This window comes from Microbulbifer maximicatervae (SeqCode) (genome assembly GCF_052467815.1).
Map to the genome: position 1 here is coordinate 1754582 of NZ_CP174326.1, position 23213 is coordinate 1777794.

Here is a 23213-nt window from a genome sequence, read left to right on the forward strand (position 1 = left end):
GAGTGATTAGGGGGTCGGCCACTGCACTAACTCAAACTCCGGCTGCTGTTTGCCAGAACTGTCTGAGATTACCAGCTCAATGACGGCAGGCTCATCAGTTTTATTTAATTCCAGCTTGGCCGCTCGCTTGTACTCGCGTCCTTCGGGTCCCAAGCCCGTTACAAAAGCAGAAATAGTGTATTCACCGGATTTCAGGTTGCCTTTGTAGAGTGGTTGAATACCACCGCGAATGAGCGCTTCCCTTTGATGTTGCGTATAGAGATGACTAGCACTTAGTTTATTGTCAATGTGAAGCTTTACTGCATCCAGAGTGAAATAGTGGCCCACGTCCATAGATACATAAAAAGCGATCTGACTCTGTGCCGGATATAACAAATCTTCCTCAAGGATTAATAAATCCCTGTTGAGTTTGAGCACATCGCGCTTTAATTCCTCCAGCTTCTCTGCGGAGAAATCATTTTCTTGGGCCTGCAGGAATACTGAAGCAAAAAAGCTGATAAAGAAAATCAAGCACTGAAGAGGGCGTCTCATGGCAGACCTTTTGATGGGAATCGGCATTATTCTATGGTCGGCGCAAATTATGTCAGGGGATCAATGATCTGATGTGATCTTGTTGGCAAATTTTCTATGAAGATAAATTGGAATACTCAAAGATTCTCTAAACCGCGACTGAAAAACAGCTTCCGGTTACTATCGATAACCACTGCTTCAAATTGGGGCAAGCGATTGATTAGCGCCAAGCCCTTTTCTTTTCCGAGAACAAATACACTGGTAGAAAGTGGATCGGTATCAAATCCACGCGGGCCAATAATGCTGACACTGATCAATTTGTCGGTATCTTCTTCTGATGTTGTAGATGGCTTTCCAGTCGATGGATTAAATATGTGGTGGACTCTGTCCTGCTGTTCATCGATGAAATAGCGCTCATAGTCTCCAGATGTGGAGATAGCGATATCACGCAGGGGAATAACCGCAGCATTTTTACTTTTCTCTCGGGGATGGCGAATACCCACTAACCAGGGTTGCCCCTGTTTATCTCCGAGCATGCGTGCATCGCCGCCAGCACTGACACTGGCACAGCAAATTTCTGCTTGCTTAAGAATCTCAATCGCTCGATCAACAGCATATCCTTTGGCGATACCGCCCAAATCTATTTTTGTATCCTCGTGACCAAAACTCAGGGTGTTGGTCTTTTTATTCAGTTTTAAGTGACGGTAATTCAAAGCTTCTAAAAGGGAGTCTGTCAGCTGGGCACCGGCTTGTTTTTTCTGGCGAAAATCATAGTGCTTACCCAGGGTGGCATAGCTGATATCAAACGCTCCATTGGTAAGTTGGCTAAACCAGAGAGATTTATCAATCAGGCTGGTGAGCTCTTCCGAAATATTGACCTTGCCCAGGCCAGCCGTGCGGTTGACCAGTGATAATTCACTATCTTCCTTGTAAGGAGATAACTGATTGTCGAGGCGCTGGAATTCCGCCATAACCTCTTCAATAAGATGCTCGGCTTCATTACTGTCTTCATGCCAAAGTTGCATGCGCACCTGAGTGCCCATAATGGCACGTTCAGCGTAGTGCCATTCGGCTAAAGTGGAAGTAGCGCACAGGGTGGCACTACACTGTAAAATAACTTTAATAAAGCGGAGCATCACTATTCCAACTTAAACAATGGACTCAAAGGCGGTCATACTGTCTTGTAAAGTGCTATCGCCGAGCCCATGGTCTGGAAATAGCGTGGAGAAATTACCCTGCTCCCCATGCAGGGCCATATAATTGAGTATGACAGTCTCTACCAAAAGGTTGACGTTGTTAGCTGCTGGAGTGGAAGTGGTTTCTACATCACCGGAGCTGCGCATATAGCCGAGTTGTTGGTGGATTGCCTGCTCGTCTACCGTACTGCCAATTAGCTGTGGCCGTCCTGCTGGGTTGTATACCAGGAAAAATGAAGCGGCAGTTTGCTGGTCATCGCCGGTCCAGACTCCCTTGCCACGGCCCTCTACTGAGTCGTCCAGTGTTCCGTTGGAGAAAACAGAACCGTCACTAAAAACATAAATCATCAGCGGCTGGTTGCGGCGTGCGGCATACTCCAGGCAGGCGCCAATACAGCGTCCTGCGCGTAGATCTCGCAGTTCACCGGTAGCTCTATCACCTGTGTGATAATCGTAACCTCCCATACTGATCGTGCCGGCGCCGGCATACCCATTGATCACCAGTTTCATAACTGAAGCAGTTTTTTGGAACTCGCTGTCGCTACTCAGCTCTGAGCTGGTAAATATGCCGGAAGGGCCAACGATATCCGGATCGGATTCGGGGTTTAAGTCGGCGGGGTTGCCGAAGCGATCAGCCAGGTCAGCACTTTTCATATAACCGCAGCGCACCAGGTCTTTAATAACGGCATCGGTGCTCACTTGGGTGTCTACATTACTGAGCTTTGCTTCAGATATGCGGTACATCGACTCCATAACTGCAACGGTGTCTTCCTGGCTGAGTAAGCCCACCAGGTCTCCCACATCTACCAGGCCGGTTACATCGGAAGAGCGATCTACCTTGGTTGGGCGGACTTCGGGATTAATCATGGCGGAAGGAGCCATGGAATTGCCGCCGGAATCGCTGGAGCTGGAGCCAATCAGGGCGAGCAGTGAGCCATTGGCTCCGGCTTGGTTGATACCGTACATCGGATTGTGCGGATTGTTTCCGGTATCATTTTCGGAGCGTGCAGGAATAACCGCACCATTTGTCGCCGATGCCGTGCCGCTGCTGATTTTCTCCAAAATACCGCGCAACATGCCACTATCACTATGAAAGGCGAGGCCCAGGTCAGTGTTGATAAATTCATCACTGAGCGACGGAATCATATCTCCGGGGAGCCCTTGTTTGTTGTAGCCAGCGGTACTGAGGAAATCCATTTGTCCGCCCTCTTTACCTACCAGCACATTGGAGCCTGAGATATTGGCGCCGCCGGCGAGGTCGAAACAAATAAAAGGAATTTTGCCGGCGCCGAAAGAGCTGACATCACAGGGGCCACCATTGCTTTGCCGCAGCGCTTCCAGATCTGAAGACAGGGCTGCATGGGCACTGCGGGGGTCGGCAAACAAGCTAAATACGGAGCCTCCCAGCACGGTTGCCATACCTGCTCGAAAACCCTGGGCGAGAAAGTCGCGACGTGTTACCGGGCGGCGGTGGTCCGGGTGCCGCAGGGGCTGGTCCAGATCAAAATGTTTTTTCTTGCTCATAATATTCCCGGATATAGTTATCGGTATCGCGGCTATTTATTGTTAAGTGGTTTTGCAGGCAGGCGCCATTAGTTATTGCCTGCCTGCAAAGCTGCTGGTTCTTTTCTTGCGAGATTAGTGAATCAGGATCATCGCACTGCCCATTGCTGCAGCGCATACGGCTTTCACAGTGGTTTCTGTGCGGTCTGACTCGCAACTGCTGCCACAAGCAGTCATGGTATCGATTAGTGAGTCAAGTTCAGCCTCTACAGAAGCCAGGTCAGGAGCGCTGGCCAGCTGTGAGACACTGCCGTCGTGCCAGTTCATCTCGTGGCCAAGCAATCCTTCCATAAGTGGATCGATAATCAGCGCCCGCTTGCTGGCACTATCGAAGGCAGTGTCGGCGGAAGCACTGAAGTCAAATCCGCTGAAATAGCTGCTGCGGTCACTGGAGTCCACTAAAGTACTGCAGTATTTCACTGCCAGCTGGGTAATACCCATTTGCTGCGCTGCCAGGAATCCTTCGATATCACTATCTACCGGAAGCTGGCGCTTCACTGTTTCCCAAGTTTCGTAGATATCCGGGTCGGCCATGGAAACTCCGGTCGCCTGGGACAGGTTTGCATGAATTTGTTCAAACCGGCGCAATCCTATGCGGGATTGCGGGTCAAGATCAGCATCCTCGGCCGGTTCCGCTGAAGTGTCTGCTTCCCGGTTATAAGTTTCGCTGCCAATTTTTTCGAAGGTCAGGAAAAATTCATCGTCGAGGGCACCTTTATCCAAAGTGATAATGGTTCCGAGTCTGGATAACTGCTGACCTTCACCTGCCACGTAACTATCGTCGACAGAGGTAGCCAATTTGGCCCAGGCTTGGCCTACTTCTGCCTCGCGACCGTTAATACCGATCCGGATTCCCTCAATGGCGACCCCCGATGGATCGACAGTCTCGTCGAGGCTGACAAAGGTAGGTTCGCTAAAGAGGTAGGCGTAATTATCAAATTGCTGAACAGTAAACATGACATAGCTTTCGGCAATGCCAGTGTGCTCTTCAACCTTAAATAAAAGCAGATATTTTTCACCGACACCGACTTCGTAGTTGGTGGCAATATCCTCTTCAGACAGCGCTCGGGAGTGAATTGCCAAAAGGCGAATGGAGCCCTCCCAGCTATTTCCGTTACTGACTTCACTACCTACGGCGAGCGCGAAGGTATCGTCCCAGGTGGATAGCAAACCGGCTTCGCTGAGGTCAGGCTCCCCTGTGTTTGAGCCATTGACGTAAAGCTTGCGCCCATTAATTGGATCGTAAGTGGCCACCACGTGCTGCAGGCTGGCTTGTACAACCTGGTCAGCGTCATCGGTTTCCAGGGCAGGCATACCATCCGCATCTGTGTTGTCGTTGCGGTTTTGTACGGTGTAGCTGTATTGATCCTGACCGAGGGTAAAGTTGCGAATATCATCACCACCGGAGTAGGTGATGATTCGCGCGGGCCCATCTTGTGAGACATTGGCCGGGGCGGCCCAGATTTCGATAGAGTATTCACCGGTGGCAGTGAGGGTATCGTGAAGTTTGCTGCTGGTGGCTGTAGCCCCCTGTGCTTTTCCCCCTTTTAATTGCAGTCCCCAGGATTCGATCCATTCCACATCGCCGGAGAGGGCGAGATCAATTGCAGGATTTACCCCAGAGGTATCGTAGGCTGTAGTGCCGCTGCCGGTTTTAAATTCGTAAAGAGCAATTGCATTACTCTCGATTCGGCCACCACTACTTGCGACAATACCGTCTGTCAGGCGCAGTGCCTTACTGATAACCCAGTCGGGGTCCACCTCGGTGACACTGATGGTGTCGGCAAAGGCCTGAATTGCATCGGTCATTTCCGCTTCGTTATCTGAGCAGTCATCCCAACAGTTATGATATTCACTACCCAGTCGCACAGAGAATCGAGATTCGCTTGGAGAGTCCAGATTTATTTTACTAACTGCATATTCGTATGCCAGATCAACATCGGAACTGGCGAAATAAGGGGTTTGTGCGGTTGTTGCCTCTTCACTGTGACAGTTGGCGCAGTAGCTGCGTAGAAGTGGATAAACTGTGGAGCTAAATCCGCTGCTAGAGTCAGGAAAACTTTTGCTGGCACCTACTTCACGCTCGACAGGGGCGACAAGGGTTATCGTGTTGCTCAGACTACCGGTCGCTCTAGCCCATTCCTCAATATAGTTGGTAATAATTTCCGCACAGGCATCATCGCTTGATAGCCAGCAATTGTGCCCTCCGCCAACCTTGGTTACCAAGCGGGACTCTTCGGGTGATGATAAATTAATTAGCTCGCGCCCCGCATTGTAGGCAGCATTGATATCGTCACCACGAACAAAATGCGGACTCTGATTATTTTCAACGTGACAACTACCGCAGCGATTTGTTGCCGCCAGGTTATCCCAAATATAGAGTTTGTATTGGTTGACATCTTCGGTCTCTGGGGCTGGCCCGGCATAGGCTGCGGTACCATCACTATCAGTGGTGTCAGGCTGACTTTCCGTGCCCTCGCCACTGCCACCACTACAAGCACTGAGGGCTAAAGCGGCACAAAACAGAGAAGCAATACCCAGGGTGCGGGTGGTTAACGAATTTTCCACTGTTGGGAGACATTTATAGAATTTCATTTTTTAATCTCCCGCGCAGTAAACCGCAGTGTCTGCGTATACCTGCTTGAGTTTGTAGCCGGTATTGCTGAAGTCATCAGTAATCGTTTCTATTCGTGCGCGGTCGGTGGAATCTTCCGGCTCGCGCAGACAAACCTGACGAAAAACCTTTGTCACCTGGCATTCAGCAAAGGCACGGCTATTGGATAGTTCTTCTCCCAGGGATTTCATGCCGTTACCACTGCCGGACAAGCTGTCACTCCAGCCCAAATGCATATTTGTTCCCTCTCGCCAGTAGTTAACCCAGCTGTCGTCGGGAATGATAAATCCGTAGGGGAAATTACCGCTGTTGATCAGGTTTTTGGCCTTGACACGGCTACCTGTTTCGGGATCGACATCGCCGGCTGTGTTGTAGTCAAGGACTCCCTCTTCACCATCGGGATCACTGTCTGCATCGTACACGTAGTCGTAATAGGCAAATGCCTGGGCCATGGGGTCCATGCCGCTATGACAGCCGATACAGTTATTTTGAAATACGCGGCTATCGCCCCCAGGACTGCGACTCACATCCTGGCGGATGCGATCCGGTGAGCGGGAGGTATCCTGTACCTGCTCCATGTCGTTACACAGGTGATTGAGCATCGTGAAGCGAAACATGGCGCGATTGGTTCCGGCACTAAAAAACGCCTTGGCCGCAGCGCGGCTGGTAAGAATACCGGCGGTGGCATTTGCCGGGAGGCCGTTTAGGGAGGATTGAGTTTCCTGCACCAAATTATCCTGTAGGGAATAGCCACCAGCTTCCAGGGACTCATAGTGATCATTGTCGCCAGTGCTATAGGATGGCAAACCAGAAATATTACCGGTATAGAGAATATTGGCTGACAACAGCTGACGGAAGTCCATATCATCCCGAACCATACCGATCACAGTCGCGCTGTAATCATTCAATGGTTCAAACGCGTCCTGTTCCTCATTGGTCCAGGGCGTTGCCAGATTTTTTAACGTTACATTGTAGAAGGCATCACTTTCCATTGCGGTATAGGCCGCAGAGGTAGGATCGCCATTTTCAATATCCTCTGCCATATCCAGTAGTACGCTCTCACTGGGAATGGTTCCTGTGATACGGCTGTGAATTTGCAAGGCCTGGTCCTGCGATGCGGATAGGGCAGAATTACTCCACAGACCCACTCCGAGCAGTGCGGTTGCCGTGGTGAGCCGGAATACACGCGCTCGAGACGAATTATTTTTCATTGGACTATTTTTGTCGGTGAGATCACTGGGGTGTGGCAAAACAGTCTAAAACCAGATTTAAATAATGTCAGAGTGACTTTTAATATTTGCGTCCCAGTTGGCAAACTTTTTGTGCACAACTTGCGAGAATTACCCTTAACGGTCAAAGCCGTAAAAAAGTTCTCAGGCTATAGAGCACAAAAGGCGAGCCCTGCTCATGCCAACCCGGGTGGATAACAAAAATGAAATGTTTGCGTGCGGTGCCGCTTTTACTCCTGGTGGCGGCGTGTAGTGGTGGTGGCAGTTCCAGTAGCGACGAAGATCAAGCTGAAGATCCCGTAGTGGAGGATTATCCTGTTGCTTTTGTGCGTCGCCAGCTAAGTACTGACGATGACGGCGGCTTATTGGAAGACGATATCTATGAGCCCGAAGAATTCTTTGCCGGTGCCGAGCTGATATTAAAGGACCGTGCAACTGCCAGTGCCACAGAAACGGTAATTACTGCGGATATTTTTGACGGTGATTACGATGTTAAAGATCTGAACACTTCAGCGGATGGCAGTCAGCTTATCTTTGCCATGCGGGCACCGGAAATTGAAGACGCCGATGATGACGATCAGCCCACTTGGAATATCTGGATTTACAATAACGAAACAGAAGAACTAAACCGGGTAATTGAGTCAGATTTAACTGCAGAAGAAGGTCAGGATATCGCCCCGGCATTTTTACCCGATGGGCGTATTGTTTTTTCATCTACACGACAGCGTCGCTCCAGGGCTCTACTGCTGGATGATGACAAACCACAGTTTTCAGCTCTGACAGAAAACCGGGAAGACCCAGCGTTCGTACTTCATGTTATGGAGTCGGATGGTACTGATATGACCCAGATATCTTTTAATCAGAGTCATGATTTAAATCCAATTGTACTTAGTGATGGTCGTATTCTCTTTAATCGCTGGGATAATGCTGCGGGTATCGACAAATTAAGTCTTTACACGGTAAAGCCAGATGGTTCTGATCTGTCGGTCTATTACGGTTATCACAGTCAAGATACAGGAACCGAGGATACTGAGGCTGCTTTCAATCGCCCACATGAAATGCCCGATGGCCGCCTTTTGGCTACTCTGCGTGCTCCTTCCGGTCTCACCCTTGGTGGGGATCTAATTACGATTGACGGAATTGTCTATAGCGAAGCCTACAGTGAACCAGAGCAAAGTGGCGAAATGGTCGGACAGGCTTCTATCACTGTGGGAGAAGTTACTACCGACGATACCATTTCCCCTCACGGCACCTTTGCATTTGCGTGGCCGTTCTACGATGGCACCAGTCGATTGCTGGTAGGTTGGAGCGAATGCCGGGTTATCAATGCAGAAACCGAGCTACTGGAGACCTGTCCAGATAGCGTTGCCGAAGATGAAGAAATCCAATTGGCAGACCCATTATACGGTCTGTGGATTTACGACTATATTGCCGGTACCCAGCTTCCCATCGTCGTTGTGGATGAGGGTGAAATGATTTCTGAAGGGGTTATTCTGGAGCCCCGCACTGAGCCCACCTATATTCCGGACCCAGTTGCTGGAATTGATGTCGATGCAGACCTGGTGGAGGAATCTGTTGGCGTCCTGGATATTCGTAGTGTTTACGATTTTGACGGTGAGGATATTGTCGGTATCGCAACCCTGGCAGATCCTGCCCAGACCAGTGCTGATTTGCGTCCAGCTCGATTTCTGAAAGTTTCCAAAGCTGTGGGCATTCCCGATGATGATGTTCTCGACTTCGATGGAGCAGCATTTGGCCGCAATGGCAGTCAGGGGATGCGTGAAATATTAGGTTATACCCCTATACAACCCGATGGCTCCGTCAGGGTAAAAATTCCTGCAGATATGCCCCTGGCAATTTCAGTTGTTGATGCGGATGGTAAGCGTATTTTTGATCCTCATGACAACTGGTTACAGTTGCAGGCGGGAGAAGTGCGCAGCTGCAACGGTTGCCATACCAGCGATAGTGAAATTCCACACGGTCGTACGGACATGCAGTTGGAGTCGGCATGGGATGGAGCACCGACATCGTCTGCACCGTTTGACAATACCGAGCCTGCGTTATTGGCAGAAATGGGCGAGACCATGGCCCAACTGTTGGCCCGTTATGTCGGTGAGGCCGAGCTTGAAGGGGATCTACACTTTACTGATTTGTGGACTGATCCTGCGGTGCGCACAAAGGATGACGAACTATTACTCTCTTATGGCGACTTGAGCACGGATGCACCAGTGGATTCCACCTGTTTAACGGAGTGGGAGGGCAGCTGTCGAATCGTCATTCACTATGAACAGCATATTCAGCCTTTATGGGATTTGTCCCGCGAGGTACTGGATAGTACTGGTGCTGTAATAGATGACTATACCTGTACAGGTTGTCACTCCCCCGTCGATGCCGCTGGAGCAATACAGATCCCCGATGGACAATTAGATCTCACCACCTCAGCGTCTTCAGTTAACGATGCGTGGTTTATTTCTTATTCGGAGCTGGTGGTTGACCGTGCCGAGCTTGAATTGGTCAACGGGGTTTTAACCGCACGACTTGTACAAGAATATGACAATGATGGAAATCCGGTTTACGAAGTCGATGAAGATGGTGAGCTGGTGCTCGACAGTAATGGTGACCCGATCCCTGTAATGGTCACTGTCAATATTTCCTCTCCCTTAGCGAGCTCAGCACTTGAGAGCTCGTTTTTTTCTCTCTTTGAGGATGGTGGTGCACACCAGGGCTATTTAGAGGGTGCCGAGTTGCGCTTGATTGCCGAGTGGTTTGATATTGGCGCTCAGTACTATAACGATCCTTTTGCGGCACCGGCAGATTAAACCATGTTGAAATTACTTCGATATTTTACTGGTTGTTTCCCGGTACTTATATTTCTTCTCGTTTTTGCAGCGCGAGCTTCTTCTGAAGAAGCATCAGCGGATTCTGTTGTGTTAGATGAAACTCCGCCGGCAGAACTGGAAGTTACTGAGCTAATAGATGAGGATGAAAGCCCTAAGAATGCTGAATTGGTCACAGTGGGCAATGCATTTATCAATATTTATCGCGGCCCGGGTCGCGGTTATCCGATTTTCTATGTGGCGGAATATGGTGAAAAGATTTGGTTACTTAAGCGCCGCACCGACTGGGTAAAGGTGCTGACTTCGCGCAATAAAAGTGGCTGGGTAAAAGTAGACGATTTACGGGAAGTCTATGGAGAAAACGGGGAAGTTGTGCGTGTGTCACTACCAGACTTTTCTGATGTTGATGATGGCTACTTTTATCTGGGGTTGAGTTACGGAGATTTTGCTGGAGCAAATTCTCTGGGTGTTAGTCTAAGTTACCAATTTACCCCCAATTTATCTTCAGAATTACGTGCGACCCAAGCGGTAGGTTCCTATTCAGACAGCCAGGTATACCAGGTGGCGATGGTCCACCAGCCATTCCCCCACTGGAAAGTTTCCCCATATTTTGTTTTGGGTGCTGGGGTAAATATCACCTCTCCAAATGCCACGATTGTCGCCACCGAGGATCGACAGGATACAACTATGTTGGCCGGACTGGGGTTGCGCACTTATCTATCGCGCCGTTTTGCCATTAGGGCTGAATACACTAATCATTACTTGCTTACCACGCAGGAAAATAATCAGGAGATTGTCGAGTGGAAACTTGGTTTCGACGTATATCTGTAGGCTCTGCGGCGCTTTCAGCGTTGGTGGGGACTCAGGTATGTAGCGCCCAGCAGGATGATGATGTGCTCGCGGATATTGTCGCACCAGAACTGGAGCGCCGGGAGATACGTGATGCCCTGATAGATAGTGAAAATATAGAAATCGGTCTGTTTGCAGGTGTTATCAACGTCGAGGATTTCGGCTCAAACTCCCTGTACGGTACTTCAGCGGCCTACCACATCAGTGAAGATTTCTTTATTGAAGCCACCTATGCCCAGACCGAGTTAGGAGAATCCAGCTTTGAAAGGTTGAGCGGTGCTGCACCACTGTTGACTGATGAGCAGCGTGAACTCAGTTATTACAATACCTCTGTGGGCTGGAATATTTTCCAGGGTGAGTACTTTGTATTTGATGACTGGGCCTTCAATGCCAATTTTTATGTTGTTGGAGGTGTGGGAAATACCTCGTTTGCTGACGAAGAGCACTTCACTTACAACTTTGGTGCTGGCGTGAGGATGCTTGCCAACGATTGGCTCGCTGTTCGCATGGATGTTCGCGATCATGTTTTTGAGCATGAATTATTTGGCGAAGCACAAGTCACCAATAACCTTTCCGCCCAATTGGGGCTCACCATCTTTTTCTAGATAACCAATAAATAACAAGGACTCTTCCATGAAATACCTGGCTGCTTTCTTGACCCTGCTTTTATCAATATCGCAGACCTACGCCGCAGAGCCCTCTAAGGATTTTACCTTGAGTTCCAATCAGGGCGGAAACCTTAGGCTCGCAGAGCAGCGCGGTGATGTCATCATGCTTAATTTTTGGGCCTCGTGGTGTGGTCCCTGTCGTCAGGAAATGCCGCTGTTGGATCAGTTACACGCCCGCTATGAAGCTGCAGGCTTCCAGGTTTGGGGGGTTAATGTGGATGCTCAACGTAAAGATGCGGACTCTCTACTGGCAAAAATTCCGGTGGATTTTCCGATCCTTTTTGATAGCAAAGGGGAAGTGAGCAAAATGTATGGTGTTGCCGCTATGCCCAGCACCGTGTTTATCGATCGCGATGGAAATGTTCGCTATATCCACAAAGGCTATCGCGATGGAGATGAAGCCGCCTATAAGAAGATGATTAAGGAACTGATTCGGGAGTAGTGTCATGCGTGCATTGTTCCTAGTTTGCACTCTCTTGTTGAGCACAGGTTGTACTGTTAATCCTTGGGTTGCTCCTTATGAACGACAATTTATTGCCGATCCTATTATGGGGTTTGAACAGGACCCTGTAGCGGCTCGTTACATGAATCATGTGTACGAAGCCCGTGAAGCTGCGCGGGGTGCTGAAGGGGGAAGTGGAGGTGGATGTGGCTGTAACTAAGCTTCTATCTCGCTGGAGCGGACTATTATTTTTAGGACCGCTCATGGCCGTTGCCGCAGTTCTTCCCGAGGAGAGAGCGGACAATATGTATCATGCCTATAGCGGTGGTGGAGTGACTATTGATGGGCCCTCCCTATTGATTCGAAAGAATGTCGGCAACAATGTATCCCTGTCTGCAAATTACTATGTGGATATGATATCCGGGGCATCTATTGATGTGGAAGCCACCGCTAGTGAGTACACTGAGCAGCGAGATGAGTTCTCTTTGGGGGCTGACTACCTGGTGGATAAAACCACAATCAGTATGGGGTATACCAATAGTTCCGAGAATGACTATGAGGCGCAAACAGTTGCCTTCGGAATTAGTCAGGGGTTCTTTGGCGATTTGAGCACCCTTGGTTTGCGGGTGAGTTACGGAAGCGATGATGTATTTCGTAATGGCGATGACAATTTTGCTGAGGATGCACAGCATCGCCGCTATGCATTTAGTTGGAATCAGATCCTCACGCAGAAGCTAATTGCTGAATTAAGTGTGGAAACGGTGGCTGACGAAGGTTTTCTTAATAATCCGTATCGCAGTGTCAGATACCTTGACGAATCCTCTGGCAGCGGATTTAGTTATCAAGCTGAAGTTTATCCAACAACTCGCAACAGTGATGCCGTTGCTTTAAGGGCTAAATACCGGCTGCCTTACCGAGCAGCCGTCAAGGCCGAATACAGACACTATGCGGATAGTTGGGGTGTTGTTTCGGATAATGTTGAGTTTCGCTATATCCACCCCTGGAAGGAACGGGATGAATGGGTTTTAGAGGGAAAAATTCGTTATTATCAGCAAAGTAGTGCAGACTTTTACAGCGATCTTTTCCCCTATCTCAACGCTACTAATTTTCGTGCTAGGGATAAAGAGTTGAGTAATTACACAACTCTAGCCCTTGGGTTTGGTGTATCTTACGAGCTGCCAAAACGTTGGTCAGTACTGAAACGACGCAATACGATTAATCTCTATTGGGACCATATCCTATTTGACTATGAGGATTTCCTAGATGTCACCGTGCATGGTTCTGATACATCTATCAGTCCTGGCGAGGAACCGGCTTATAGTTTCTCTGCGAATGTAATTCGATTATTTTGGTCAGTCCGTTTTTAGGAATGGGAGCCTCTGCGTTCTGTTTTTCAACAAAAGAAAAAGATGCAGAGGCTTCATAGTCTGAGCCAAATTTGACTGTTGATTTATTGCATAGAGTAATCCCGAAGAATTTCTCCAATCCTTATACGGTAGTTATCAAATAGTTGTTTTTTGCCTAGGTGTTGTGCATCACAATGTGCCTTGTGATTTTTCCAGTTCACTACAGACTCTTCATCCCGCCAAATAGAGAGCGACAAAATTTTTCTTGGCTGATTGAGGCTTTGAAATCTCTCGACTGAGATAAATCCATCGAAGTTAGTTAGGTGTTCTTTTAGGTCCGCTGCAACGGCCAGATATTTGTCTTTTCCTGAAGGCTTTGGTGTAACTTCAAATATGACGGCGATCATCAGTGACTTTCCTGTGGGAACTTCAGGTAGGTTTCTGGCACAGCATTTAAAAAGCTTCGCTTCTCTTCAAGAATAAACTTCTCTCTCGTCGCAAACTGAAAATTTTCACTGCCCTGAGGAGACTGCTTAAGCAGTTTTCGATATTGTTCATAATGAGCCAAGCTATCGAAATTAATAATACCAAAGGCCTGAAAGTTGGTGCCCTCAGAAGGTAGATAATATCCTAATAGTCGTCCGCCACAATTGGGAATGATTTTGCCCCAGTTCTCAGCATACTGCCGGAAAGCATCAAGCTTAAACGGATCGATCTTGTATTCAATAAAACAGGTTACAGTCATCTAAGTTGCCTCTATTCATAATTTGCTGGCATTCTAGATGGTTTAATTTTCTATACTTCGGTGGTCAGCGAACTGTTGCGAGGGTAACCATGGAACCTGACATTTCGGTAATATCCAGTTTGATTGGGGATCGGGCGCGCTCAAAAATATTGATGGCGCTTATGAGTGGAAAAGCACTGACAGCAACAGAGTTAGCCTGTGAGGCCGATGTGACTGCACAGACTGCAAGCAACCATCTTTCCAAGCTGGTAGATAGCAAGCTGCTGATAGTTCGCAAGCAGGGTAGGCACAAGTACTTTCAGCTGGCGAGTCATCAAATTGCCGAAGCGCTAGAGGCGTTGCTCAATCTGAGTAGCACCCTGGTACCTCAAAAAGTTACCACTGGACCCGCAGATCCAGATTTAAGGAAGTCCCGTATCTGCTATGACCATTTAGCAGGAATGACTGGTGTTCTATTGTACGAGGCGCTATTGGCTAGTGAGTTACTCTCTGAGCAATCACAGCAAGTTTCCTTGACTGAAGAGGGCGAAATATTTTTCCAGGAACGAGGGGCAGCCGTAACGAGTTTTAAGCAACGTAAGCGCCCTGTTTGCAAGTCATGCCTAGACTGGAGCGAACGAAAAAGCCACCTTGCAGGCAGCTTGGGCCAATGGATACTCGAAGATGCCTTGGCAAAGCAGTGGGCGGTTAGAAGAGCGGACTCCAGGGCGATTACTTTCTCCCAGAAAGGGCTTTTACTGTTTTCGAAGCGTTATCAGATTGATTGCTCCAAGTTGCTATAAATTATTTGTCAGCTCGTTATCAGATTAAAGGAAAGCCCCGTTAACCATATCAACTGTGCTCCATAGCTGAGACGTTGGTGCAGGCCGGGGTTGATTTTTTCCTCGTAGGCTTTTTTTAAGGTAACAGTAAAATAGATAGAAGCGAGCAAGCAGGCTGTACTAAATAACCTGAATTCTATTGAGAAGTAACTACTGAAAGTACTTAGCAATGGCGCAATGAGTAAAGAAAACAACATAAACATCCCCGCCCAGGAGTGTATCTGGCATTCAAGACTAGGGGTTTTTGTATAGGGATCTGCATCCATAGGAAAATAACCCGCAACCCAGGTTCCAATACCGTGGATAATAATTAAAACTCCAATGATGGTAAGTACAACTGGGGCCTGTTCAATTTGAATTATATGCAGACCAAATAAGAAGAATAATATGCCAAGTGGGTAGTTGTTAATGAGGGGGGAGAGCTGATCCTACCCACCAACGACGGACACTCTCTTAAGCGATAAACTACGCAGCAGAGGTGCTCTATGACAAGATCAAATAAACCAACCAAAACCACTCGTAAACAGTACTCAGAGGAGTATAGAAAGGATGCCCTAGCACTTGCGCTCAAAGTTGGGGTAAGCGTTGCCGCTAAACAGCTTGGGTTACATCCTTCTCAGATTTACGGATGGCGAAGCAAGGCTAAGTTACATCAGAGCCGAGGGGATGCCGAGAGAGAGCTGGCCACAGAGAATGCTCGCCTTAAGCGGCAGCTGGCTGAGCAGGCAGAGGAGCTGGCGATCTTAAAAAAGGCCGCAGCGTACTTTGCAAAGAGCCTGAAATGAGGTACGCCTTCATGCAAATGCACAGGCATGAATTCAGCATCAAAGCGATGGCCAAGGTATTGAACGTATCTCGCAGTGGGTTTTACGACTGGGTGTCAAGATCGGCCGGCCAATCCAGGTACCAGCAGTACCGAATGCAGCTCGATAGCTTGGTACAGCAGCGCTTTATAGCCAGTAAAGAACGTAGTGGCTCTCCTCGCCTGACGAAGGAGTTGGCCAGTGAGGGGAGTAAATATAATCAAAAAACAATTGCTGCCAGCATGCGTCGACAGGGCCTACGGGCTAAAGCCGCCAAGAGATATAAAGCCACAACCTATTCAAAACATGGTCTGCCAGTAGCTCCAAATCTGCTCGAGCAGAACTTCAATGCTGAAGGGCCGAATCAGAAATGGGCTGGGGATATAACCTACCTGAGAACGGAAGAAGGTTGGTTATATCTGGCTGTAGTGATAGACCTATATAGTCGGCTAGTTATTGGTTGGGCGATGTCAGAAACGATGACAGCTACATTGGTCTGTGACGCTCTTCAAATGGCTTTATGGCGACGTAAGAAACCTACGAATGTTATCGTGCATACTGACAGGGGAAGCCAGTATTGCTCTAAAGATTATCAATCTTTGATTACAGCTTATGGTCTGCGGTGCAGCATGAGCGCCAAAGGTAATTGCTATGATAACGCTTGTGCAGAAACATTCTTTCACTCACTTAAGGTAGAAGCAATCCATGGTAACCGCTTTCCCACAAGGTGCCTCATGCGAGAGACCGTATTTGAGTATATAGAGATAGACTACAATCGAAATCGCTTACACAGCGCCAATGGCTATCTCAGCCCTGAGGCGTTTGAGGAACAACTAGTCGCTTAGTGGTGTGTCCGTTGTTGATGGGTAGGATCAAGCTTCTGGGTTGGGCTTCCAACGGCTCCTAGTTCGCTACAGAATTGTCTTGAATGGCTATAGCCAGAGTATTTTGCTCCTGCCAATGTAACACCTACAACCATCCATACCAGCGAGAGAAACCCCAAGTAAGCAAACACTGTATGAGCCCCGACTGGTTATGTTGGGGCATAAGATAGCACTAGGGAGCCTCTGAATAACTCCGTGATACCTCTGGCATACAGAGCGGTTCACAATCAAGGCGCGGCTTCGCAGGAATGTCTAGACCTTTCAAGAAGTCGCAACGCGGAGTGTGAATCGCTCTGTAAGCCCCGAAGGGCGGGCCTTGAAGGCCACAGCTGCTGCGTTGCAGCTCTTGCAAAGGACTAGGCCATTCGCGGCTAGCTGCGCCTAACATCTGCAGCCTTCAAGACCCGCAGAGGCATTACGGAGTTATTCAGAGGCTCCCTAGATAAAAAGTCCTTTCAAGTTAATCCTTGTCTTCAAACGTGCCAGGTTTATTGCTATTTCAACTTTATCTAAAAGCGATTATTGCCACAAAGATAAGTGTTTTTGTCCTTATTGTTCGTATCGTTTTAATTAATTTTTTATTAGTTTAAGTCTAATAGAGTAATTAATTTTTTATACTAGATCAGGTACTGGAAAAGGAGTCGAGGGTTCGAAAATGGATAATAATGACAGCAAAAATTTTTCTAATGCCATAGAAGTACTATCCCTGGCAGCGCGGTACGCTGAGGAATATGTTGCTGATATTCGCGATCGCCGCGTAAGTCCGTCCGCCTTTGATATTGATCAAATGCAATTTTTTAACAGTGACTTGGCCCGGGCTGGGGAACCGGCAGAGGCTGTTGTCGAGAGCCTGCATCGTTACGGTTCTCCGGCAACAGTTGCCAGTACCGGTGGGCGTTTTTTCGGGCTGGTGGTAGGTGGGGCTACGCCAGCTTCTATGGGCGCGGCGGTAATGAACGCCGTTTGGGACCAAGTGGCGGTTTTGGAGGCATCGGCGCCTTCTGCAATTTATCTGGAGCGTATTGCGGCAATCTGGATATTGGAATTGTTAACCTTGCCGATGGAAAGTAGTGTGGGTTTCACCACAGGGTCATCTATGGCCAATATGGTGTGCTTGGCTGCTGCGCGAAATACGCTTTATCAAAAATTAAATATCGACCTGGCAAAAAGCGGGCTAGCCGGTGCGCCGCCACTGCGTATTGTTGTTTCTGAACAGTCCCATGTCACAGTTCACAAGGCACTCTCTATTCTTGGATTTGGTATGGATCAGGTGATTAAAGCGCCCTGTGATGAACAGGGGAGGGTGCGAGCAGATACTTTTCCCGAGGTTGATGAAACCACCATTATTTGCCTTCAGGCGGGCAACGTAAACTCCGGCAGTTTTGATCCGTTTGCAGGCATAATTCCCGAAGCTAAATCCAAAGGTGCCTGGGTACATGTCGACGGTGCCTTTGGTTTGTGGGCAGCGGCATCTCCAGCGAAATCAGTGTTGACTACTGGAGTAGACCAAGCAGATTCCTGGGCTGTAGATGCTCATAAATGGCTAAATACGCCTTATGACTGCGGTTTGGCAATTTGTCGAAAGCCGGGGGCTGTACACAATGTGATGACAACCCAGGCGCCATACTTGCAAGTGGGATCGCTGGTGCCGCCCAAGGATATGGTGCCAGAATTCTCACGTCGGGCCAGAGGGGTGGAAGTGTGGGCGGCAATTCAGGAGATGGGCCCGAAAGGAGTTGCGGCGATGATTGATCGCTGCTGCATCCATGCCCAACATCTGTGCGAAGGCCTGGCAGAAATGGGCTATGAGATCCTTAACGATGTAGTGTTAAACCAGGTGGTGGCAACTATTGGCACTGCGGAAGATATCCAAGAGATAGTCAGAGCCATACAGGAGGAGGGAGTCTGCTGGTTTGGAGCGACTACCTGGAGAGGAAAAACGGCCCTGCGTATTAGCGTCTCTTCCTGGGCGACTACCGATAATGATATTGCCCTTACCCTGGATGCTATTTGCCGGGCGACGGAGGCTCAGATGTCCAGATAACCCTTTGAGTGACATGAAGTGCTAGGGGGCCTTCTAAAGTAAATAGCACTTAATGTTTACGTCTTTTAGATCAGGCTGAGGTAGTTGGTGAATTATTTGGAGGCCCTCTTGTTTCTACCTTTGGCCGTAGCAGCCAGTTTCAGTGGTGAGCGCCGTCTATCCTTGTTGAATGGGCGCGGATCTGGGCCATTATTTTCAAGCTTTTGCTTGCGGTATTACTATTTCCGCCAACTCAGCCACTTTTTCAGCGCATAAAGGTGAGGGGCTCGGGTAGAACGATGACTTTTTGGCTGGTTTTAATACTTTTTTTAATTCTACTCTGGCTTCTGTGGATGGCGTTTTTTAGTCCCAGTTTAAGTCGCAATGAGCTACTGAAATTCTCTTTTAATCAACTTACGCTGGCTGGTGGTTTATCCGTTAATTATCGCGAGATGGGGCCTGTTGATGGCGTTAATATACTTTGTCTTCACGGTGGTGGTGATTCACTGAGCGCCTGGAATGCCTGGGCGACAAAATTGGCAGAAAAATATCATGTTATTTTGGTGGACTTACCTGGGCATGGATTGACCGACCCGTTACCAGGAGGCACTTATACACCTAAGCATTTTGCCGATTTTATTGCAGAATTTGTCGCAACCCTGAAACTTAGGGACTATGTGATCGCTGGCCATTCATTTGGTGGAAATGGGGTTTTACGCTATTTAACAGGACATCCGAATATACCCAAGGCCGCTATTCTTGTCTCTCCCGGTGGTTATAAATGTGGCAAGGGACTGGAAATGCCTGCTGGTATTGCTCGATTTGCCACCAGCCATTGGGGGCGAAAAATGGTTGCGCACATTGGTAGTCGTGGATTATTGAGAAAAATGCTGGCTTCCAAATTTTTCTACAATCCGCAGGCTCTGCCGGGGGAAATGTTGGAACGAATCTATTTGCTTTCCCGCTATGAGAAGAATCGCGGTACAGCGATCAATTTGGTTGCTAATGCCACAATCAATTTCCAGCCGTTGCCGGACTTGGAGACTATAAAAATTCCAGTTTTATCTATCTGGGGGGCAGAAGATCAAATTATTCCCTTGTCCGTAGGAAAGTATTTCTCTGACAAGTTGCCTAATGGAGAGTTAATCGTGTATCAGAAGATGGGGCATATGTCCCATGTCGAAAATGCCGAACAAAGTGTCACCGACGCAATGGAGTTTTTGCAGCGTCAGGGGCTGTGACAATACTGTGGAAAATTTAAAAAAGAGGCCGCAGTGCGGCCGAGTTTGGGGGGATGAAAATCAAGAGCGCCTAATTGATGACAACCAGGCCGGCTTTCACTATGTCGTAGTGACTGAGTTCTGGTACCTGCTGGTGTAGGTCGCTTTCCAGTCGATCGATGGATTCCAATTGTGTACACAAGCGGTTTGCAGACTGCTCAATACTTTTACCGCGCTGTTCCAGTAACCGCTCCGCCTCTTCAGTGGCCTGTTCTTCAATGCTTTCTCCGCCGGTAAAGGCAGCTTTGAAGGCATGCCAGGCAATAGTTCCCGCGGACTCCATAGCGAGGCGTTCGATACGGGGTTCAAACTCTTCAGAGATGGTTTTCTCTATATAGTTACCCATTTCCTCGTTTCCCAGCTGGTAGATCTCGCCCTCTCGATTGAGGCGGTCCTCAGTGCGCTGGATCAGGTCGGCGGAAAACTGTTGGAGTTCGAGGATATCCGGGTGGTCCGGCCCGGCGAGGGTGCTGATGGCAATGGATAGGCCATCCATTGCAATATCGACCGCCTCAAGGGTGAGTACCAGTGTGTCGCGACCGGCGATGTGTAGCTGTTGGCGGTATTCCTGAAGTAGTTGCTCCTGCTGAGAATTGAGGGACAGCAACTCACCATCCACTGATAGCTGGTTGGGCAGCTGAAATGTCACCAGTTTTCCGTCTTCCCCATCGACGGTAAAGAAGTCCGGGCCTACTTCAATAGCGTAATTCGTAGACACTGTGCAGGTGCTGGTATCGACATGAAAAGAATCGTGGGCCATTGCCTGGGTACTGATACCGAGGCCTATCAGGGTTGAAAGTGCGATTGGCTTCCACATATGCCGGTTTCCTATTGTGTGTCTTTTCAATGTGACGCGCCTGGGTAGCCGAACAGATGCAGGCAGTTAGAAATATTTTTCATTTTTTCCTGACGCAGGCCCGGGGAGTGATGGCCAGGCGTGGATGTTCCAGCGGGTATTCTGTATTTTTAGCCCATAACACTTAATAAATTGAGGGTATTCAATGTTCATAAGCAGGCACATTGCCGCACTGTGCTTCTTGATAGTCAGCACAATGGCACAGGCCGGGAGCATCGCGGAGTACACCGCAGGCATGCATAGGCACAGCGGCTTCCACGACTTTTACTGGGACGAGGCTAACGGCCGGGTGCTACTTGAGATCGATGAGTTTGAGCGCGAGTTGCTCTTGCTCACCGGGCTGGCCCAGGGACTGGGTTCAAACCCGGTGGGCCTGGATCGCAACCAGGTGGGTGAGAGCCGCTTGGTGAAGTTCCAGCAGTCGGGTAACAAAGTATTACTGCATCAGGTGAACCTGAAATACCGTGCCCAATCAGCAAATGCGGCTGAGCGCCGCGCGGTTGAGGAAGCTTTCGCTTCGTCCGTACTCTGGGGCTTCAAGGTGCTTGCCCAGAGCGATAAGGCGGTACTGGTGGACCTTACGCCCTTCCTGTTGAGCGATCAGCACGGTATTGCTACACGTCTTAAGGGCGCAGAGCAGGGCAGTTACAGTGTGGATAAGAGCAAATCGGCAATTTATCTGCCCCGCACAAAAAACTTTCCCAAGAACAGTGAGTTTGAGGCCCAGTTAACTTTTGCTGGATCAGCTCCGGGAAACTATCTGCGCGAAGTGGTTCCGACCCCTACATTGGTGTCCCTGCGCCAGCATATCTCCCTGATTCAATTGCCAGATAACGACTATGAGCCGCGCCGTTTTCACAGCCGCAGTGGCTACTTCCCGTTCGCTTATCGGGATTACGCTACAGCGATTGAAGAGCCCTTGGACCAGCGTTATATCTACCGTCATCGACTGGAGAAGAAGGCGGGTAGCGATGAGGTTGTGGAGCCGATTGTTTACTACGTAGATTCTGGAGTGCCTGAGCCGGTGCGCAGTGCCCTGATAGAAGGGGCGAGCTGGTGGGACCAGGCATTCGCTGCAGCAGGATTTAAAAATGCGTTTCGCGTAGAGATTCTGCCGGAGGGCGTCGATCCTTTGGATGTTCGCTATAACGTGATCAATTGGGTACACCGCTCCACTCGCGGTTGGTCCTATGGTTATTCGGTTTACGATCCCCGTACTGGCGAAATTCTAAAAGGCAATGTTACCTTGGGGTCCCTGCGTGTTCGCCAGGACTTTCTGATTGCTCAAGGGCTTGTACAGCCCTATCGCGGCGATACCGTCAGTACTGAGCAGCTAAAGAATATGGCCCTGGCCCGTATCCGTCAGTTATCCGCTCACGAAGTAGGCCATACCCTGGGTCTGGCGCACAACTTTGCTGCCAGTAGCGAAGAGCGCGCTTCAGTAATGGATTACCCGGCTCCGCTGGTCTCTCTGCTGGGAGGTAAGTTGGACCTGACAGATGCCTACGCCACTGGCATCGGCAGTTGGGATAAGTTGGCGGTTCGCTACGGCTATGGCGAGAGCGATGATGAAAAAAGTTATCTCGACAGTGTTATCGCTGAGGCCGGGGAACAAGAGCTGCGCTTTATTTCAGACCCGGACTCCCGCACCATCAATAATGCTCACGCAGTCTCACACCTTTGGGACAACGGCACTGACCCATTGACGGAATTCCAGCGGATGGTCGACTTGAGGCGTCATGCCCTGGGTAACTTCTCTGCGGCGGCAGCGCCGTTATCCGCGCCCCGTTCTGACCTGGAAGAGACCCTGGTGCCTGTGTACTACGGTCATCGCTACCAGGCGGAGGCTGTGGGCAAATTGATTGGTGGCTTGGACTATGACTATGTCTACAACGGTACCGATCAAAATAGCTATACCCTGGTGCCCGCAGAGCGACAACAGCGGGCAATTGATGCACTGCTGGATACACTTTCGCCGCAGTTTCTCACCTTGCCGGAGCAGGTCTTGCAGCTGATTCCGCCCAAGTCCTATGGCTACGAACGTACTATCGAGAGCTTCCCCTCATATACAGGGGTAGCTTTTGATGGGGTCGCTCTGGCGGAAGCGGCTGCTGGGCATACGCTATCAATCCTGATGGACCCGCAGCGCGCGGCGCGAATGAATCAACAGAGTGCCCGCAGCAGTGAGGTACCGGGGTTTGCTAGCCTATTGCAGCGCTTGAGCGCGCTGGCTCTGCAGGGTGAGGGTTATACCGGTCTGCAGGCGAGTGTGCACCAGCGAGTTAATCACGCCTATATCGAGCAGTTGATGTTACTGGCCAGTAATGCAAAGGCAGACGAATCAGTGCGGGCCAAAGCGCATTTGGAGCTGGCAAAACTTCTTCAGGAAATTGGTTCTATGCGGCTGTTTGGCGATGATCCTGAGGGCTATAGTGCGCACTATTACTATGAGGCACAGCGCATCGATGCCTTTAAGCAGGGCAAGCTGGAAGTAAAACCTGGTGCGGTTAAAGCGTTGCCGCCAGGATCTCCGATCTGATCTGAAAC

General features: G+C 49.3%; 20 protein-coding genes. 11 read left to right on the forward strand and 9 right to left on the reverse strand.

Features of this window, described 5'->3' with window-relative positions:
• Positions 1-6: 6 nt before the first annotated feature.
• The 5 genes from ACJJIW_RS07685 to ACJJIW_RS07705 all read right to left on the reverse strand — a co-directional run bounded on the left by ACJJIW_RS07685 (position 7) and on the right by ACJJIW_RS07705 (position 7094).
• The gene (locus ACJJIW_RS07685; RefSeq protein ID WP_444937043.1) at positions 7-531 is read right to left on the reverse strand and encodes an AraC family transcriptional regulator; all 525 of its coding nucleotides are present in this window, start codon (positions 529-531) and stop codon (positions 7-9) included.
• 116 nt (positions 532-647) lie between these two features.
• Positions 648-1646: an FAD:protein FMN transferase gene (locus tag ACJJIW_RS07690; protein WP_444937044.1), complete on the reverse strand. Its 999-nt coding sequence runs from the start codon at positions 1644-1646 to the stop codon at positions 648-650.
• Between the two features lie 12 nt (positions 1647-1658).
• The gene (locus tag ACJJIW_RS07695) at positions 1659-3230 is read right to left on the reverse strand and encodes a general secretion pathway protein GspF (RefSeq protein WP_282930857.1); all 1572 of its coding nucleotides are present in this window, start codon (positions 3228-3230) and stop codon (positions 1659-1661) included.
• Positions 3231-3344: 114 nt separating this feature from the next.
• Positions 3345-5864: a LamG domain-containing protein gene (locus ACJJIW_RS07700; protein WP_282930858.1), complete on the reverse strand. Its 2520-nt coding sequence runs from the start codon at positions 5862-5864 to the stop codon at positions 3345-3347.
• Between the two features lie 3 nt (positions 5865-5867).
• Positions 5868-7094, reverse strand: a complete 1227-nt coding sequence (locus ACJJIW_RS07705) for a hypothetical protein (RefSeq protein ID WP_282930859.1) — start codon at positions 7092-7094, stop codon at positions 5868-5870.
• A gap of 221 nt (positions 7095-7315) precedes the next feature.
• On the opposite strand from ACJJIW_RS07705, the gene ACJJIW_RS07710 reads away from it, so the two are divergent.
• Genes ACJJIW_RS07710 through ACJJIW_RS07735 form a run of 6 tightly spaced genes read left to right on the forward strand, consistent with a single transcriptional unit; the run spans position 7316 to position 13275 of the window.
• Complete coding sequence (locus tag ACJJIW_RS07710; RefSeq protein ID WP_444892273.1) at positions 7316-9931, forward strand: HzsA-related protein; 2616 nt, start codon at positions 7316-7318, stop codon at positions 9929-9931.
• Between the two features lie 3 nt (positions 9932-9934).
• Positions 9935-10780, forward strand: a complete 846-nt coding sequence (locus ACJJIW_RS07715; RefSeq protein WP_282930861.1) for an outer membrane beta-barrel protein — start codon at positions 9935-9937, stop codon at positions 10778-10780.
• The gene (locus ACJJIW_RS07720) at positions 10750-11403 is read left to right on the forward strand and encodes an outer membrane beta-barrel domain-containing protein (RefSeq protein WP_444892272.1); all 654 of its coding nucleotides are present in this window, start codon (positions 10750-10752) and stop codon (positions 11401-11403) included. Before ACJJIW_RS07715 ends, ACJJIW_RS07720 begins: the two co-directional genes overlap by 31 nt.
• A 28-nt stretch (positions 11404-11431) precedes the next feature.
• Entirely contained in the window at positions 11432-11908 is a 477-nt protein-coding gene (locus ACJJIW_RS07725) for a TlpA disulfide reductase family protein (protein WP_444937045.1), read from the forward strand.
• A 4-nt stretch (positions 11909-11912) separates the two neighbouring features.
• Complete coding sequence (locus ACJJIW_RS07730; RefSeq protein WP_282930863.1) at positions 11913-12128, forward strand: DUF4266 domain-containing protein; 216 nt, start codon at positions 11913-11915, stop codon at positions 12126-12128.
• Entirely contained in the window at positions 12115-13275 is a 1161-nt protein-coding gene (locus ACJJIW_RS07735; RefSeq protein ID WP_444892269.1) for a DUF3570 domain-containing protein, read from the forward strand. The genes ACJJIW_RS07730 and ACJJIW_RS07735 overlap by 14 nt, the downstream gene beginning before the upstream one ends.
• Before the next feature lie 83 nt (positions 13276-13358).
• On the opposite strand, the gene ACJJIW_RS07740 is transcribed toward ACJJIW_RS07735, so the two are convergent.
• Both ACJJIW_RS07740 and ACJJIW_RS07745 read right to left on the reverse strand, forming a co-directional pair.
• A complete protein-coding gene (locus ACJJIW_RS07740; protein ID WP_282930864.1) occupies positions 13359-13661 on the reverse strand; it encodes an antibiotic biosynthesis monooxygenase family protein in 303 nt (100 codons plus the stop codon).
• Positions 13661-13999, reverse strand: a complete 339-nt coding sequence (locus tag ACJJIW_RS07745; protein ID WP_282930865.1) for an NIPSNAP family protein — start codon at positions 13997-13999, stop codon at positions 13661-13663. Before ACJJIW_RS07745 ends, ACJJIW_RS07740 begins: the two co-directional genes overlap by 1 nt.
• An 89-nt stretch (positions 14000-14088) precedes the next feature.
• Here ACJJIW_RS07745 and ACJJIW_RS07750 point away from each other — a divergent pair, with 89 nt between their 5' ends.
• Positions 14089-14781, forward strand: coding sequence for an ArsR/SmtB family transcription factor (locus ACJJIW_RS07750; RefSeq protein ID WP_282930866.1), 693 nt, complete (start codon positions 14089-14091; stop codon positions 14779-14781).
• A gap of 8 nt (positions 14782-14789) precedes the next feature.
• Here ACJJIW_RS07750 and ACJJIW_RS07755 read toward each other — a convergent pair whose 3' ends face one another.
• Entirely contained in the window at positions 14790-15230 is a 441-nt protein-coding gene (locus tag ACJJIW_RS07755; protein WP_444937355.1) for a DUF998 domain-containing protein, read from the reverse strand.
• A gap of 75 nt (positions 15231-15305) precedes the next feature.
• Here ACJJIW_RS07755 and ACJJIW_RS07760 point away from each other — a divergent pair.
• The 3 genes from ACJJIW_RS07760 to ACJJIW_RS07770 all read left to right on the forward strand — a co-directional run bounded on the left by ACJJIW_RS07760 (position 15306) and on the right by ACJJIW_RS07770 (position 19771).
• A protein-coding gene (locus ACJJIW_RS07760) for an IS3 family transposase (protein ID WP_282932943.1) occupies positions 15306-16468 on the forward strand; the annotation gives its coding sequence in 2 pieces (ribosomal slippage) (positions 15306-15564 and positions 15564-16468; 1164 coding nt in all).
• 694 nt (positions 16469-17162) lie between these two features.
• Positions 17163-18551 (forward strand): pyridoxal phosphate-dependent decarboxylase family protein, encoded by a 1389-nt coding sequence (locus ACJJIW_RS07765; RefSeq protein ID WP_282930867.1) that lies wholly within the window; start codon positions 17163-17165, stop codon positions 18549-18551.
• Positions 18552-18883: 332 nt separating this feature from the next.
• Complete coding sequence (locus tag ACJJIW_RS07770) at positions 18884-19771, forward strand: alpha/beta fold hydrolase (protein ID WP_444937046.1); 888 nt, start codon at positions 18884-18886, stop codon at positions 19769-19771.
• A gap of 70 nt (positions 19772-19841) precedes the next feature.
• Here the strand turns inward: ACJJIW_RS07770 and ACJJIW_RS07775 are convergent, their stop codons facing one another.
• Entirely contained in the window at positions 19842-20627 is a 786-nt protein-coding gene (locus tag ACJJIW_RS07775) for a DUF2884 family protein (protein ID WP_413663664.1), read from the reverse strand.
• Between the two features lie 184 nt (positions 20628-20811).
• Between ACJJIW_RS07775 and ACJJIW_RS07780 the strand changes: the two genes are divergently transcribed.
• Positions 20812-23205: a zinc-dependent metalloprotease gene (locus ACJJIW_RS07780; RefSeq protein WP_444937047.1), complete on the forward strand. Its 2394-nt coding sequence runs from the start codon at positions 20812-20814 to the stop codon at positions 23203-23205.
• Positions 23206-23213 lie beyond the last annotated feature (8 nt).